Origin of the sequence: Aquimonas sp., from assembly GCF_044377145.1 — a bacterium.
Lineage (GTDB): Bacteria > Pseudomonadota > Gammaproteobacteria > Xanthomonadales > Xanthomonadaceae > Aquimonas.
Window position 1 is genome coordinate 98850 of record NZ_JBILJQ010000004.1, and the last position, 16563, is coordinate 115412.

The 16563-nt window shown below is 68.9% G+C and carries 11 protein-coding genes; 3 read left to right on the forward strand and 8 right to left on the reverse strand.

The window, feature by feature from the left end:
• Positions 1-2: 2 nt before the first annotated feature.
• Together ACIQ7H_RS02825 and ACIQ7H_RS02830 are read right to left on the reverse strand one after the other, a co-directional pair.
• Complete coding sequence (locus tag ACIQ7H_RS02825; protein ID WP_395788166.1) at positions 3-914, reverse strand: hypothetical protein; 912 nt, start codon at positions 912-914, stop codon at positions 3-5.
• On the reverse strand, positions 907-3540 hold the full coding sequence (locus tag ACIQ7H_RS02830) for a cyclic nucleotide-binding domain-containing protein (protein ID WP_395788168.1): 2634 nt from the start codon (positions 3538-3540) through the stop codon (positions 907-909). Before ACIQ7H_RS02830 ends, ACIQ7H_RS02825 begins: the two co-directional genes overlap by 8 nt.
• A 181-nt stretch (positions 3541-3721) precedes the next feature.
• On the opposite strand from ACIQ7H_RS02830, the gene ACIQ7H_RS02835 reads away from it, so the two are divergent.
• A complete protein-coding gene (locus ACIQ7H_RS02835; protein ID WP_395788212.1) occupies positions 3722-4978 on the forward strand; it encodes a multifunctional CCA addition/repair protein in 1257 nt (418 codons plus the stop codon).
• 130 nt (positions 4979-5108) lie between these two features.
• Positions 5109-7544, forward strand: coding sequence for an ADOP family duplicated permease (locus ACIQ7H_RS02840; RefSeq protein WP_395788170.1), 2436 nt, complete (start codon positions 5109-5111; stop codon positions 7542-7544).
• Positions 7545-7674: 130 nt separating this feature from the next.
• On the opposite strand, the gene ACIQ7H_RS02845 is transcribed toward ACIQ7H_RS02840, so the two are convergent.
• From ACIQ7H_RS02845 to ACIQ7H_RS02860, 4 genes are all read right to left on the reverse strand, one after another.
• Positions 7675-9054 (reverse strand): HD-GYP domain-containing protein, encoded by a 1380-nt coding sequence (locus tag ACIQ7H_RS02845; protein WP_395788172.1) that lies wholly within the window; start codon positions 9052-9054, stop codon positions 7675-7677.
• A gap of 110 nt (positions 9055-9164) precedes the next feature.
• Complete coding sequence (locus tag ACIQ7H_RS02850) at positions 9165-9683, reverse strand: LysM and BON domain-containing protein (RefSeq protein WP_395788174.1); 519 nt, start codon at positions 9681-9683, stop codon at positions 9165-9167.
• Positions 9684-9758: 75 nt separating this feature from the next.
• Positions 9759-10133: a hypothetical protein gene (locus tag ACIQ7H_RS02855; protein ID WP_395788176.1), complete on the reverse strand. Its 375-nt coding sequence runs from the start codon at positions 10131-10133 to the stop codon at positions 9759-9761.
• Between the two features lie 7 nt (positions 10134-10140).
• A complete protein-coding gene (locus tag ACIQ7H_RS02860) occupies positions 10141-11319 on the reverse strand; it encodes a class I SAM-dependent methyltransferase (protein WP_395788178.1) in 1179 nt (392 codons plus the stop codon).
• Positions 11320-11420: 101 nt separating this feature from the next.
• Between ACIQ7H_RS02860 and ACIQ7H_RS02865 the strand changes: the two genes are divergently transcribed.
• On the forward strand, positions 11421-12176 hold the full coding sequence (locus tag ACIQ7H_RS02865; protein WP_395788180.1) for a pteridine reductase: 756 nt from the start codon (positions 11421-11423) through the stop codon (positions 12174-12176).
• A gap of 18 nt (positions 12177-12194) precedes the next feature.
• On the opposite strand, the gene ACIQ7H_RS02870 is transcribed toward ACIQ7H_RS02865, so the two are convergent.
• Entirely contained in the window at positions 12195-15509 is a 3315-nt protein-coding gene (locus ACIQ7H_RS02870) for a PAS-domain containing protein (RefSeq protein WP_395788182.1), read from the reverse strand.
• Between the two features lie 25 nt (positions 15510-15534).
• Positions 15535-16548 carry a PHB depolymerase family esterase gene (locus tag ACIQ7H_RS02875; RefSeq protein ID WP_395788184.1) on the reverse strand — a complete coding sequence of 338 codons (1014 nt, stop codon included), beginning with the start codon at positions 16546-16548 and terminating at the stop codon, positions 15535-15537.
• Positions 16549-16563 lie beyond the last annotated feature (15 nt).

The window sequence follows — 16563 nt, forward strand, 5'->3', positions numbered from 1 at the left end:
CGCTACCAGTAGAGGAAGACGGTGAGGATGTGCACCGTGAGCGCGGCCAGCAGGCCCACGGTGAGCGGAATATGCAGGTACAGCCACAGCTGCAGGCGCGCCTGCAGGGCGACGCTGCGGCGCAGCACCTCCAGCGCCCGCGCACGCTGCGCGGCCAGGCCGAGCAGGCTTTGCAGCGCGGCCGATTCCTCGCGCTTGCGCGCCTTCGGCACGCGCCCGGCTAGGTAGTCGAGCAGCTTCTGCTGGCCGCGGTTGGCGAGCATCTTCGAGCCCGCCGGCTGCGCCGCGGGGTCGATCATCTTCGAGTGGTCGCGGCCCAGCACCTGTGCCCACACGCCGCCGCCGAGGGTGGTGCGGTCGATCGCGCTTTCAACCACCGCCAACGTCAGCGCATCGGCCTGCTGGCCCTGTGCACGCATGTCGGCATCGATGCGGTTCAGCGTGGTCAGCCAGTCCTCGCGGCGACGGCCGGCGTGGATCGCCGCGATCCGGCGCGGCAGACGCAGGTAGACATACAGGCCATACACGCCGCTCAGGATCACCACCAGCATCAGCACATAGGCCAGGCTGTGAACATTCCAGCCAAGTTGAAACGCGCTGTGCAGGGTCGCCACCACCACCAGGGCCAGGCCCAACATCACGTGGGCAGCGACCCAGCCCTGCACGCTGCCCAGGTTGGATCGGTAGCTGCGCTTGCGAATTCCGAGAAGGGACAGCCACACGATCAGCACGGCGCCCAGGGTGCCCAGCACATAGCCCTGCCAGCTGCCGCCGTTGGGCGGCAGGGTCGCCGGCTGGCTGGCGTAGATCGCGATCGATACGCCTGACACGGCCAGCGCCAGCCAGCCGTAGCGGCGCGCGCGCGGACCCAGAAAGCTGCCCGACGCCTCCCCACTGGCGCGCCCGCTAGCCATTCAGTCGCTTCGCGATCAGGTCGGTGAAGCCGTCTGGCGCCAGCCGCACCGCCGCACCGGTTGGGCAGGCGCGCACGCAGGCCGGGCCGCCATCGATGCCCATGCAGGCGTCGCATTTCACCGCCTTCTTGCCGGCCGCCTTGGCCTGCTTGTCGGGCTTGGCAGCGCGATCCTCGCCAGGGCCGGCGCCGAAACCCATCAACAGCCAGGACAGCAGGCCGGGCTTTTCGGGAGCGGCGTACTCCATGCGGATCACGCCATAGGGGCAGTTGGTCTGGCAGTTGCCGCAGCCGATGCAGCGGTCATCGATGAAGACCTCGCCCGAGGGCGCGCGGTGGATCGAATCGACCGGGCAGTCCTTCATGCAGTGCGGGTGTTCGCAGTGGCGGCAGGAGATCGGCACCTGCACCGCCGCGAACGATTTGCCGCGATGCCGATCCAGCCGCGAGATGCCGGCATGGGTCTCGGCGCAGGCCGTCTCACAGTTGTCGCAACCGACACAGAGCGCCTCGTCGATCAGCAGCGCATTGGTGGCCTCGCCCAGACCTTCGCCCATCAGGAACGAGACCAGCTCACCCCCCTCGGGCAGGGCCTCCAGCACCGAGAAACGACGCAGCTGGGCGCTGGTTTCGTCCTGCAGCGCGCCGACCCGCTGCGGGTCTTTCTTGAGCAGATCCAGAAACTCGGCGCGGCCCAGACGGATCGTTTCCACCCGCACCGCAGCCCGCGCGGTCTCGCGCCGGACCGGGTCGCCCATCAGGGCCATCTGCCCGCACAGCTGGCCGCTTTGCACATGGCCGACCGTAACCCCATCGCGCAACAGGGCGACGGTGCCGCTGCGCACCAGATGCAGGCAGTCGCCGGTTTCGTTCTGCGAGTACAGCGGCTCGCCAGCATTGAAGGTATGCACCTTGGCGGCCTGCGCCACCGCGCGCAGCTCGGCCACCGGCAGGGCTGGAGCGAAGTGCGCCTGCAGCGCGCGGACGATGAAGATCCAGTCCACACCGGCGCGCACTTCGTCGTTCGAGTTCAGCAGCTTCACCATCGTCCGCCGCGGGGTTTCGATGACGATGGTGTCAGCACCGATGAAGGCATCGCCGCCACGCGGGCGACCCGAGATCAGGCTCATCTCGCCGAAGAACTGGCCGGGCTGCAGCACGTACTCGGTGGCGTCGCCGTAGCGCAGCCGCACTTCGCCTTCGAGCACGGTGTAGAAACCGCTGCTGTATTCGCCCTCGCGGAACAGCACGCTGCCGGCCGCCAGCACCTCGGAGGCGCGCGGCTCGGGCGGCTCGGCGGTTTCGGATTCAGACGGCGTCTCGCCGGCGCGACGCATCTGCTCCAGCATCGCGGCCTGGCGCGCGCGCTGTTCGGCACGGCGACGCTCGATTGCAGCGCGCACCTGCTTGTTGGCGTCATTCAAGGTGTCGGCGTCACCGGCGCTGACGATCAGCCGGCTCTCGATCAGCAGCTCGCGGAAGGCCAGCGCATTCATGCGCCGGAACATCGGAATGCGCTGCTGATACAGGGCCAGGATTTCCTCGACCTCGGCCACATAGGGCAAGCCGGCAAACTGCAGCGCCAGCAGCACGTGATCGACCGGCCGCACCGCGCGTCCGAGGATGCTGTCGACCACATCCTGGCCCTGGTTCATCGCCTGCTTGATCAGCGGGAAACCGGCCAGCGAACCGATCACATACAGGCCCGGCACGCTGCACTGGTACTGCGCATCGAGGGTGGGCAGCGCATCCGGGCGATCGCTCGGAAACGCCATGCCGCAGGCTTCCAGGAACTTGCGCGGCGGCGTGCCGCCCAGGCGCGCCAGCACCTTGTGGCACTCGATCCGGCGCTGGCCATCGGGCGTGTTCAGCACCACCGCACCGCGACCGTCGGCGGCGGGTGGTTCGATGCTGGCGACCGAGGCGCGGTAGTGGCAGTGGAAGTCGAGCGCGCGGTCGTTGATCGCCTTCAGCACCGCGTTCAGATTGCCCTCTTTCGCGCGCGAGAATTCTTCGCGGCGGTTGACCATGTGCACGGCATTGAAGCGCGACAGGCCGAGTGCGTTCTCGATTGCGGAGTCACCGGCGCCGACTACCACGATGGTTTCGTTCTGCCAGGCCTCGGGGTCATCGAGCTGGTAGTGGACGATGCCGCAGTCCTCGCCCGGCGCACCGATCCGGTTGGGCTGGCCTTCGAGGCCGATCGCCAGCACCACATGCTCGGCGCGCACACGGCCGCCGTCCTTCAACTCGATCTCGAACCTGCCGCGCTCGCCGCGCAACGCGGTCACTTCCGAGCCGTAGCGGACGTTCACGCCCAAGGCCTCGATCCCGCGTGCCCAGGCATCCAGCACCGCCTCGCGCGAACCAGCGCGGAAACGCAGCGGGCTGCGCAGATCGAGAAAGCCGGGCTCGGCCATCACGAACTTGCCTTTCTGGTAGCGCTGGATGGTGCGCGCATGCGCTGCGGAGGCCTCCAGCAGCACGTGGCTGGGCGGCTGCCCCGGGCGCTCGGCGGCATCGATCTCGGCGGCGCGCGCAGCCGCGCTCAGCCCGGCCGGGCCAGAACCGATGATGGCGATCCGATAGCTGGCTGGAGTGCCGCCCGCGGGCTGCGACTCGTTCATCCGACACCCCCGTGGCGGATTGGGCTTGCGTGACGGCACGGTAGGCGTTTGGTGAACAGCATGTCAACGAGAATTCCTTGGCGCTGACAGCCGCCAGCGCGGGGGATACGGGGGATGCCACCGCATCCGGACATGCGTGGGCAAGGCGAGCCGCAGACTGCACGGCGCTACCATGCACGGCATGGCCGATCCAAACCTCGCAGAACACACCTACCTCGTTGGCGGCGCCGTGCGCGATGCCCTGCTCGACCGACCCGTGGGCGACCGCGATTGGGTCGTCGTCGGCTGCGATCCGGCGCAGATGCATGCGCTTGGCTTCAAGGCCGTCGGCGCCGATTTCCCGGTATTCCTGCATCCCGACAGCGGCGAGGAGTACGCGCTCGCGCGCACCGAGCGCAAATCAGGCCGCGGCTATCGCGGCTTCGTGGTCGATGCCGATCCAGGCGTGACCCTGGAAGAAGACCTGCAGCGTCGCGACCTGACCATCAATGCGATCGCACAGGCGGCGGACGGGCGCCTGATCGACCCCTACGGCGGCCGCGCCGATCTCGATGCGCGCCTGCTGCGCCATGTGTCGCCAGCGTTCGCCGAAGACCCGGTGCGGATCCTGCGCGTAGCCCGCTTCATGGCTCGATTCGCGCCGCTCGGCTTTCGCATCGCCGATGAAACGCTGGCCTTGATGCGCTCGATGGTGGCGGCCGGCGAAGTCGACCACCTGGTGCCGGAGCGGGTCTGGAAGGAACTCGAGCGCGCGCTTGCTGAACCCGCCCCGGAGGCGGCGCTGCGCAGCCTGCGCGACTGCGGCGCATTGGCTCGCCTGCTACCGGAAGTCGATGCCCTGTACGGCGTGCCGCAGCGGGCCGAGTACCACCCCGAGGTCGACACCGGTCTGCATATCGAGCTGTGTCTCACGCAGTCGGCACAGCTGGCGCCCGGCGATGCGCAGATCGCGTTCGCGGTGCTGGTGCACGATCTTGGCAAGGCGCTGACGCCGAGCGAAGAGCTGCCCAAGCACCTCCGCCACGAAGAACGCGGGCTGGAGCCGATCGAGGCGGTGAGCGCGCGTTTGAAGGTGCCGACCCACTTCCGCGAGCTGGCCCTGCACGCCTGCCGCGAGCATCTGAATGTTCATCGCCTGGATGAAATGCGCGCCTCCAAGATCGAGGCCCTGATCCAGCGCTGCGACGGCTACCGCCGACCCGAGCGCATCGACCAGATCGGCCGGGTCTGTGAGATCGACAAGCGCGGCCGGCTCGGCAGCGAAGATGCGCCCTACCCCAACCGCGAGCTGCTCACGCGCTGCCACCGCGCCGCGCTGGCGGTGCAAGCGCGTGATCTCGATCTGTCAGGGCTCAAGGGTCCGCAGGTCGGTGAAGCGCTGCAGCGCGCGCGGATTGCGGCGATTGCTGCGGCGCGTAGCAGTGAGATCCACGCATGAGCCGCGACACCGGTCGCACGCCCGCCGCTTCCGACGCCTCGACAGTGGCAAGCCGCATGCCGCCCTTGCCTGCGCACGACGAACGCCTCGCAGCTGCATCCCTCGGCATCCACACCCACGCCCGGCGCGGATGAATCTTCGTCAGAGCCTCCGATCCCTGCGGCGCACGCCGGTATTCGCGCTGACGGTGATCCTGATCCTCGCGCTGGGCATCGGTGCCGCCACCACGATGTTCTCGATCGTGCACGGCGTGCTGCTGGCACCGCTGCCTTATCAGGATCCGGATCGGCTGGTCAGCATCGGCTGGGAGACGCCGCAGCAGCAGTGGCAGGGTCAGCCGCCGGCGCTGCGTGAGCTTTATCAACGGTCGGCACGCCGGCTGGAAGCGGTCGGATTCCATCGCGGTGGCGACGGCAAGTCGAATGTCTGGGATGAGAACAGCAGCGCGCCCGCCGAGGGCTTGAGCGTGAGCTGGGTCGGCGCTGGCACTTTGCCCCTGCTCGGCGTGGCACCACTGCTTGGCCGTGTGTTCAACGAGGATGAGTACCACCGCAATGGGCCGGGCGCGGTGATCCTGAGCGAGGCCGAGTGGCGCGCGCGGTTCAATGCCGCGCCCGACGCGCTGGGCAAGACGCTCATGGTCAACAGCGTGCGACGCGAGATCGTCGGTGTGATGCCCGCAGGCTTCGCTTTCCCGCGGGCCGACACGCGGATGTGGCTGCCCGGGCGCTTCGACGAGGCCGCTGGCGTCGGCGAGTTCGTCTACGCCGGCGTGGCGCGCCTCGCGCCGGGTGCGACGCCCGCGCAAGCACAACAGGAGCTGGCAGCCCTGCTGCCGAACCTCGCAACGGAGTTTCCGCGTCTGCAGACCGGCGGGTCGACCCGGGACTGGCTGGACACGATGCAGTTCAGGCCGGTGGTGACGCCGCTGCGCGAGCACCTCACCACCGGTGTGGCGCCGACGCTGTGGCTGCTCGCGGCAGCAGCGGGCTTGGTACTGCTCGTCGCCTGGGCCAATGTCGCCAATCTGATGCTGATCCGCGCCGACACTCGCCGCGCCGAGCTGGCGGTACGTCGCGCACTGGGCGCCCGCGGCCTGCGCGCAGTCGCGCACGCGCTGACCGAATCGCTGCTGCTCAGCGCAGCAGCGGCCGCGCTCGCCCTGCTGTTGAGCTGGGCCGGCGTGCGCCTGTTCGTCGCGCTCAGCCCCGCGGGGCTTCCGCGCGTCTCCGAACTTGGCCTGGGCTGGAACAGTCTCGGCGTTGCCGTGCTGCTGGCGGTGATCGGCGCCCTGGTCTGCGCACTACTGCCGCTGCTGCAGCTTCGGCTGCAAAGCGGGCTCGGGCAGGCCCGGCGGAGCGGCACCGCGGGGCCGCGACTGCAGGCCGCCGTGGTCGCTGCCCAGTTCGCGGTCGCACTCGCAATCACCGCCGGCTCCGCACTGCTGCTGCGCTCCGCGCAGGGCCTGTACGAAGTTGACCCGGGCTTCAAAGCCGATCGCGTCACCACCCTGTGGACCGGGCTGCCGTTCGCCAAGTACGACGATGCGCGCAGCGTCGCCTTCTACTCGGCGCTGAGCGCGCGAGTGCGCGAACTGCCATCGGTCGAGGCCGCCGGTCTGGCCACGCGCCTGCCTTTGGCCCGCGGCGAACCGCTGCAACAGACGTTGCGCGTCGAGCGCGACGGCCGCGTGTTCACCCTGCCGATCAATATCGTCGACGACGACTACTTCAGCGCCCTGCGGATTCCGGTGCTGGCGGGGCGCGGCTTTGTACGCAGCGAGCACGAGCACGCCGCCAACATCGTGCTGAGCCAAGGCGCCGCGACCCTGCTGTTCGGCGGCAGCGACGGCAGTTCAGCGCTGGGCGAGCGGCTGCGCCTCGACCCCACGGGCCCGGCCTATACGGTGGTGGGTGTGGTCGGCGATGTGCGCGATCGCGCGCTGGCTACCGCACCGGTGGCGACGCTGTACCGGCCACCGTTGGCCCCGATGGACGCTGCACTTGAACCTGGCGCCCCGGGCAGCATGGCGCTGCTGGTGAGGTCGAAGGACGCCGGATCCACCGCTGCGCTGATCGCGGCAATCGGCAAGATCGCCCACGAGCTCGACCCGACGGTGCCGGTGTCCAGGGCCGACTCACTGCAGGGCATCGTCGACGCATCGATCGCCGAACTGGTGCTGATGCTGCAGTTGCTGGGCGGCGCCGCCTTGATCACCCTGCTGCTCGGCAACCTCGGCCTGTACGGCGCGATGGCCTACATGGTGACGCTGCGCGGCCGCGAGTTCGGCATCCGGGTCGCGCTCGGTGCCGGCCCAGGCCACATCATCCGGCTGGTCGCCTCGCGCGGCGTCGGGCTGGCCGTCGTCGGGATGCTCGCCGGTCTGGGCCTGTATGCGCTGCTCGCGCCCTACCTGAGAAACCTGCTGTACGGCGTCGAAAGCTACGACCCGCCCACCCTGATCACCGCGACCCTGATCCTTTCGCTGACTGCCGCCGCGGCCAGCTGGCTGCCAGCCCGCGATGCTGCACGCACCGCGCCGATGGTGGCCTTGAAGCGGGATTAGGGATTGGGGATTCAGAGCCGGTGGGACCGCGGCGGGCTGTTCCAATCCCGAATCCCGAATCCCGAATCCCGACTCCCGACTCCCGACTCCCGACTCCCGACTCCCGACTCCCGACTCCCGACTCCCGGCTTCACCCCGGCATCCAAAGTTTCTCCAGCGCGCTGAACCCCCACGCCTCCGGCGACTCGATGCCGACGATACGGTCCGCGCAGTTGGCTGCCGCCAGGTCGAGGTCGCGCAGGAACACCGGCTCGCGTTTGCGCGCGCTGTAGAAGATCCGCACCTTCGGCGTGAGCAGGGTTTCGTCGTGCTGTTCCAGCACCACGGCCAGGTGCTCGGACTGCAGCTTCACCAGCGCGCCGACCGGGTAGATGCCGACGCTGCGGATGAAGGAATTCAAGATCGGCGTATCGAAATGACCGTTCCAGGCCGCCATCCGCCGCACCGATTCTGCCGGGCTCCAGGCGCGCTTGTAGGGCCGATTGGAGCTGATCGCGTCATACACATCACAGACGGCACCCATCCGCGACAGCCGGCTGATACCCTCGCCGCTCTGCCCATGCGGGTAGCCGCTGCCGTCGAACTTCTCGTGGTGGTGCAGGGCGATCTCCAGCGCCGCCGAACTGGCCCCTCCGCCTTCGCGCAGCAGCTCGAAACCGGCCTGCGGGTGCGACTTCATGATCCGGAATTCGTCGTCGCTCAGCGCTCCCGGCTTGTTCAACACGTTGAGCGGCATCATTGCCTTGCCGATGTCATGCAACATGCCGCCCACACCTGCCTCGCGCACCTCGTCCTCGGACAGTTCCAGCCGGCGCGCCAGCGCGATCATCAGCGCACACACCGCCACCGAATGCAGATAGGTGTAGTCATCGTGGCGCTTGAGCCGGGCCACGCTGATCAGCGCATCGGGATGACGCGTCACCGAGGCACTGATCTCCGCCACCAGCGGTTCCACCGCTTCCGGCCGCACGGCATGCCCCATGCGTGCCTCGTTGAACAGCTCGATCATCTTGGCCTTGCCGGCCAGGCACAGCTTCTGCGCCGAGACCAACTCGGCATCGATGCTGCGCTGACTGCGCGGAGACGGTTTCGCGCGCGGCGGAGCGACCGCCGCCGGGACTTCGACATCGGCCGGGGCAGGCTCGGCAACCTCCGGCTCCGGCTCCGGCTCGCCCTCAGCACTGGCTTCAGCCTCAGCCTCAGCCTCGTCGATAGCTTCGGCCTGCCCGGCCTCGTCGGCTGATTCAACCGGCTCGGGCTCGACTTCATCGGGCTCGGCCTGCGGCTCGACGGCCTCGGCCTCGACATACTCCGGCCAGCCGATCAGGTCCAGGCCCTGCTCGGTGTCAATCAGGATCTCCGCCACTCCGCCGCGGCGCAGGGCATCGATCTCGCGCGCGGTCAGCAGAAACGAGTGCCGCACGAACACCGGGTGCACTCCTCCGCCACCGGCAATCCGGTGAAACCACATTCCCGGGATGGCACGCGTAACGGGCAGACACTTGATCATGCAGAAGAGATGAACCGGAGGGGATTCGCAGCGGCGATGCAAAGCGCACGCCAGCGAATTCTGCTGGCACGCGCCGTATAGATTCCGGGTTCCCGGCCGTGCAAGCGGCCTCAGGCCTTGGGCGGAATCCGCAGCACTTGTCCCGGGTAGATCCGGTCCGGGTGGCTCAGCATCGGCCGATTGGCCTCGAAGATCTGCGGGTAGGCGTTGGCGGAGCCGTACTCACGCTTGGCGATCGCCGACAGCGTGTCGCCCGATTTGACCGTGTAGAACTGCGCGGTCGGCAGCTCGGCGCTGCTCAGATCCGCGGTGGCGTCGGCATCGTCCGCTGCCGGCGTTGCCACGGCGGCAGCCGCCCCCGTCGCCTCAGCCGCGACCACGCGCAGGCGGTCGTCGACCTGCGCAACGCCCTTGACGTTGCCGGCCGCCAGGATCGCCTTCTCCTTGTCTTCGAGGGTCGCGGCACGGCCGATCACGGCGACTTTCTGTTCCGGCTGGAACGCGATCACGCTCAGCGAGCTGAGCTTCAAGCCGAGGCTGAGAATGTGCTCACGAACGGCGTTTTCATCGATCTGGCTACCGCCAAACAGCTTTTCGCCTGCACTGCTGATGAAACTGAACAATCCCATGGAAAACCTCCGGCAACGAGCATCGAGCGCAGCTGCGCGGCTGGAGTCTCGCACCCTTGCCGGGTCAGTGGCATTTCAGATGTGTTGCGCTGCCAACACGCCACGCAGACCGCTGCAGCCAGCCAGCAGACCAAAGGCCACGCCGCTGCTGTTGGCCAGCGCATCCATCAAGTCGTAGCTGCGCTGGCCACTCCAACCCTGCAGCACTTCCATCAGCAGGCCGTAGGCGACAAGCGCGAGCCCGGCCAGCAGCAGGCTCGGCCAGCGCCGCCACAGCGGCACGCAGGCGAACGCGGCCGCGGCGTAGGCGCCGGCGTGCCAGAGCTTGTCAAAGCCCCCGGGGCTCAAAGGCAACTCGGGTGGCGGCAGCAAGGAGGCCAGCGCGATCACGCCGAGGTAGGCCAGCAGGCCGCACAGCCACAGTCTTCGCAGCGTTTGACGCCGCATCATGCGCCGCTCACAGACGGTGGCTCTGATCGCCGAACGCGAACTGATCTTCGCAGTCGACGCCGCGCGCCAGCCCCATCACCTGGAAGCGCTCGCCCATCTCCGAGGGCAGGATCAGGCGCTTGGCCTCCAGTGCCCGCCGATGCGCGCCCACGGCATCGGCAGGGCCGGCCTCGACGTGCTGCTGCAGGCCGTTGTTGAGCAGGAACGCCGCCTGGCTGCTGTAGCCGGCAAGCTCCAGCCCGGCGTGCTGACCGGCTTCGGCCACGGCGGTGAAATCGACCGAGGCAGTGATGTCCTGCAGGCCGGGCAGCACAAAGGGGTCGGCATGTACGCGATGCCGGTAGTGGCACAGCAGGGTGCCCTGCTCGCGCTCGGCCAGGTAGAACTCCCGCCGCGGATAGCCGTAGTCGACAAACAACACCAGGCCCTGCGCCAGCGCGCCACAGACCGCGTCCAGCCAGTACGGCAGCTGCGGCAACAGTTCAGAGGTGTAGCCATCGGCAAACGCGCGGCCCAGGCTGCGCTCGACGTGCCGAACCGCCGCGCTCACCAGCATGTCGGCCGGCCGCTCGCAGAAGGCGAAAGCCTCACCGTGCAGGCAGACGCTCTGCTCCATCACTTCACCGCCGCTCATCACGAAACGGGTGGTCGGCAGTGCGTCCAGCACCTCGTTGGCGAACAGCACGCCGTTCCAGTCGTCGTCGGGCAGGCGGTCCAGCCAGCGCACACGCTCGAAGATACCGGCATCGAGCTCAGCCTGCAGGCGCTCACGCTGACGCTCGCGCAGGTCGGCACTGGGTTCCAGAATCCAATAGCCGGCCGGCAGCGCGTTGCGCGCCGCCAGCGCCGGCAGCACGGCGGCCGCAAATGCGCCGCTGCCGCCGCCGAGCTCGAGAAAGCAGCCTTCGCCCTTGAAGCGCCGCAGCACCGGCGCCGTCGCTTCGGCGATGCAGGCCGCGAACAGGCCGCCCAGCTCGGGCGCAGTGACGAAATCACCGGCGGCGCCGAACTTGGTCGCGCCGGCGCTGTAGTAGCCGAACCCGGGCGCATAGAGTGCCAGCTCCATGTAGCGCGAGAACGCGATCGCGCCGCGGTTGGCGCGGATCTCGGCAGCGATCAACTCGCGCAAACGCGCGCTGTGCGCCTGTGCCTCGGGCGAGGGCTCCGGCAGGTCGAGAGGAATCATTTCTGGGCTCGCGAGAACGGGCGCAATGCGCCCTTCGTGATGGAATCTTCAGCGCCCAGCGCGGACACTGCGGCCTGATCCAAGGCCCCGAAGGATAGCGCATGCCCCCTGCCCCCTTATCCGTCCAGCTGGCGCCCGTGGCCCTGATTACCGGCGCCGCGCGCCGGGTCGGCGCGGTGATCGCGCGTCGTCTGCACCGCGAGGGCTATGACCTCGCCCTGCACTACCGCAGCTCTACCGACGCCATGCTGGCGCTGGAGGAAGAACTCGAGTCGATGCGTCCGGGCAGCGTGCTGTCGATCCATGCCGAACTCGGCGACAGCGCGGCCGCTGATGCTTTGATCGGCGCGACGCTGGCGCGCTTCGGCCGGCTCGATGCGCTGATCAACAATGCATCGACCTTTTACCCGACCCCGATCGGTCAGGCCGAAGGCACCGATTGGGACGTACTGTTCGCCAGCAACGCGCGCGCGCCGTTCTTCCTCAGCCAAGCCGCGGCACCCTGTTTGCGAACGCACCGCGGCGCCATCGTGAACCTGGTCGATGTGTACGCCGAACGCCCCTTGGCCGAGCACACGATCTACTGCATGGCCAAGGCGGCGCTGCTGATGATGACCCTGTCGCTGGCCAAGGAGCTCGGCCCGGAGGTGCGGGTCAATGCGGTGGCGCCCGGCGCAGTCATGTGGCCGGAGGGCGGCAAGCCCAGCGGCGAGCAACAGGCCCTGCTCGAAAAGACCGCGCTGAAACGCCCCGGCCGCGCCGAAGACGTCGCCGAGGCCGTCGCCTACCTGCTGCGGGCGGAATACACCACCGGCACGGTGCTGCGGGTTGACGGCGGGCGGGCGCTGAATCTGTAGCGGAGGCCTGATTCCGCGCTACCCCAGCAGCCGCCCCATCAGACTGCGCAGCGCCAGCGGCTTCAGCGGCTTGTGCAGCAGCCAGCAGCCGGCCTCGGCGACCTGGCCGCGCACGCCTTCGCTGTGGTCGGCGGTGATGATCACGCAAGGAATGCGCGCGGCGGCGGCGCCCAGACTGGCGCGCAGCTTGAGGCCGGTGAAGTCGCCATCAAGGTGATAGTCGAGCAGCAGCAGATCGGGCGGGCTGGAGACCAGCGCCGCGCGCACGTGCACAGGATCGGCCAGTGCCAGCACATCGCAGCCCCAGCCGCTCAGAAGGGCCTGCATGCCGCCGAGTACGCCGGGATCGTTGTCGATCACCAGCACGCGGGCGCTGAAGGCCGGCGCGGGCACCGATGCGACCACGGGCACAGGCGCCTGAGCTGCCGCTGCGCGCTGCAGCCGGATCGCGAAGCAGGTGCCGTGGCCCAGCCGCGACTGCAGGCGGATCGGATGCTCCAGGAGGCGGGCGATGCGCTCGGCGATCGACAGCCCGAGCCCAAGCCCCTGCCCGCCGCGATCGAGCCGCCGGAACTCCTCGAAGATCAGGCTCTGATCTTCGGGCGCGATGCCGGGGCCGCTGTCGTAGACGCCGATCTCGGCCTGCCCGACACGGCGACGCACGCCGAGCACGATGTGTCCCACCTGGGTATAGCGAACCGCATTGGCAAGAAAGTTCTGTAGCACCCGGCGCAGCAGCTGCGGATCCGAGCGCACCCACAGTCGGGTATGCGGCGCGCGCAGCTGCAGTCCTTTTTCGGCCGCCATCAGGCTGAACTCGGCGGCCAGGCCCTGCAGCAGCGGATCGAGCGCGAAGGCCTCGATCTTCGGCACCAGGCCGCCGGCATCCAGCCGTGAGATGTCGAGCAGACCCGCAAGCAGGACTTCCGCCGAGCTCAAGGCGGCATCGATATTGCCCAGCGGCGCCGCCACCGCGGGGTCGCTGACCCGCTGCTGCAGCGCGTGGGTGAACAGATGCGCTGCATTGATCGGCTGCGCGAGGTCATGGCTGACCGCGGCCAGAAAGCGCGTCTTGGCGCGATTGGCGCGCTCGGCCTCGGCGCGCGCGGCGCGGTACTCGGCGGTGCGCGCCGTCACCCGCTGCTCCAGGGTTTCGTTGACCTGCTTCAGCTCGGCTTCGGCGCTGCGGAAAGCGGTAACGTCAGTGAACGTTGCCACGAAGCCGCCACCAGGCATCGGGTCGCCGCGGATCTCGACGATGCGGCCGTCCGGGAAACGACGCTCGGCGACGTAGGGCGTGCCGGCGCGCATATGGGCGATGCGCTTCTCGACTTCCGGGCCGACCGCATCGACCTGCACAAAGCCGCGCGCCAGATTGTGCCGCACCAGCTCGGCGACCGGCACCCCGACCTTCAGCAGGGCGTCGTCGAAATCGAACAGGCGCTGGTACACGCCATTCCAGGCCACCAGCCGCAGCTCGCGATCGACCACGCTGATGCCCTGGGCCATGTTCTCCAGCGCAGCCTCGAGCACGCGCTGGTTGAAGCGCAGCGCGATCGAGGCCTCGCCCACGATCGCGGCCACGGCTTCGAGATCTCGCCCATGCGCGCGCCGCGCCGCATCCATCAGCAGCCGTGCCGAGGCCGCGCCAAGCACGGTGGCGAGTTCGGCCTCGACGCGGGCTTCGGCTTCAGCGTCGAGCAAGCTGTCGTCGGCACCTGCGGGCAGCAGGGCCTGCACCCGCAGTTCGGGCAGGAAGCGTCGCGCCACATCACCCAGGGTGCCGCGATCGAGGCCAGCCAGCGGACGCAGCTCCTCGCGGCGCGAGCCGTGCGCGAAGGCGTAGGTCACGCCGATGCCGAGCGCCAGGCTGAGCACCAGCGCGCGGGTGCTGCGGCTCCAGCCCGACAGGCCGAACATCGAGTCCGGTGCCAGCCACTCGATGCCGAAGGGGCCGTGCTGCAACCAAACGCTGCTGGGCGCGAAAGCCTCGACCAGGCTCGGCAGCAACAGCAGCCAGCACCAGATCGCAAACCCCGCCAGCAGCCCGACCAGCACCGCACGCGGCGGCGTCTGCGGGCGCCAGATCGCAAAGCCCAGCGCCGGCGCCAGGGTTGCTACGGCCGAGAACGACAGCGCACCGATATCGGCCAAGGCCTCGGAGCCGGCGATCGCCCGGCTGTACATCCAGGCCAGCAGCACCACGCCGAGGATGATCAAGCGGCGCTGCAGCAACACGCTGCCGCGCAGATTGCCGCCGGCGCGTTCGCCCCAGCTGCCGCGCAGCAGCAGCGGCGCCAGCCAGTGATTGCCGATCATCAGGCTCAAGGCCAAGGTGGCCAGGATCACCATGCCGGTGGCCGCCGACAGCCCGCCGAGGAAGCCCAGTACCGCCAGCGCGTTGTGGCCTTCCGACAGCGGCAGTGCCAGCACGTACAGATCGGACGGCACGCCGAGTGGCGCCAGCACAGATGCGCCAGCGGCCGCGATCGGCAGCACCGGCAGGGCGATCAGCAGCATGTACAGCGGGAACAGCCAGCGCGCGGTGTGCAGGTGGCGCTCTTCCCGACACTCGACCACGCCGACGTGGAACTGGTGCGGCAGGGTGAACATCGCCAGCACGCCCAGCGCGACCAGGGCCGGAAATCCGCTGGCGCCGTCCGTCGTCGGCACCGGCGGCGTGCTGACGTCGAAGTTCAGCAGCACGAACACGCCGAGCACGCCCATCGCACCCAGCTTCAACAGCGACTCCAGCGCCATCGCCAGAACCAGGCCGCGGTTGTGCTCGGCGGCGCTGGCGCTGCGGGCGCCGAACAGCATCGCGAACAGGGCCATCGCCAGCGCCACATACAGGGCCACGTCCTGCCATGCCGGGGTGTCGAGCGCATTGCCGCGGGTCAGCAGGCTGAAGCTCATCGCCACGGCCTTGAGCTGCAGGGCGATGTAGGGCAACACGCCAAGCACGGCGACCAGGGTGACTGCAGCCGCCAATGAAGAACTCTTGCCGAGGCGCGTGGCGATGAAATCGGCCAGCGAGGTCGCCCGCTGCGCCCGCGCCAGCCGCACCAGTTTCAGCATCAGGCCAAGGCCCAGTGCGTACAGCAGCATGGTGCCGATGAAGGTCGGCGGCAGCCACCAGCCCGAGCGCGCCGCCTGGGTGACGGTGCCATAGAAGGTCCACGAGGTGCAGTAGACCGCCAGCGAGAGTCCGTACACCCAGTGCCAGTGTGCTTCGAGCAGACGCGGCCGACGCTCGCCCAGCACCGCGGCGCCGAACAGCAGGCTCAGCCAGATCAGGCTGCTGATGATCAGCAGGGCGACGGTCATTGCCATCGCCCCGGCTCTGGCAGGCGCGCGATCAGACGCCCAGCGCAGTCAGCGCGCGCGCCAGCCACTGGATCTGCGCGCCAGCGCGGGTGTCGTAGTCGGCGCCGGTGTAGCCCCACCAGTCCCAGCATGCGTTCGGATTCAAGGGCGCGAAGCTCGCGCGGGTCTGCGGATAGAGTACGACCACGCCATAGGCATCGGCCCAGCGATTGAAGCCGGCCTCGCGCACGAAGGCCTCGCCCACCGCATCGGCGTTCTGCTTGCAGCCATGAAACGCGACCAGCAGGCCGCAGCTCGAATCCGCGCACTGCGGCGGCACGTACAGGTAGCCGCTGTCGGCCAGATTGGGTTCGGGGCCATCGCCACGCACGGCGTTCTGGTCGAACTTGCGCAGTGTGCCCGCCGCGTCCACCGGTGCCCGCGGCGAAGCGCCGTAAAGCGCCGTAAACACCGCCGCCGCGGCGTCGAACCCACAGGCAGCGAGGAAGGGAGATTCTGAGGACGAACAGTTCCCGCCCTCCCCGGCGGTCGACAGCAGATGGCCATAGGCGCCATCCAGCGTCGCCTCGACCTGCAAGCCCGGCGCATCGGCGACCAGCCCGCGATAGAACTCGACCGCCACCGCACCCACAGTCGGTGCCACCTTGTCGTCCTGGGCGCCGTGCAGCACCAGTACACGATCGCCAGCCAAGCCCTGCAGCGGCGGCACGTTTCCGGCGGCGGCCAATGCGCGGACTTTGCTCAGCAACGGATCAAGCGCGGGCGGTGCCGGCTTGGCGGTCATGCAGGCACCGAGCGCGACATTGAGATCGCCACCGGCGCAGCCGTAAGGGCCACCGGCGATCAGTGCAGCGCCCTGGATGCGATCGGACAGGGCGATATGCGCCTGCGTTGCCATGTAGGCGCCGGACGATAGACCGACGACGGCGACACGCTCGGCATCAATCGACAAAGCGGGCAGCGCGGGCGCTTCGGCGTGGCTGCTGCAGCCAGCCAGTGTGGCGGCGCTGAGCAGGGCGCAGCTCACTGCGGTTCGAATGGACATGTCGGGCCACCTCGT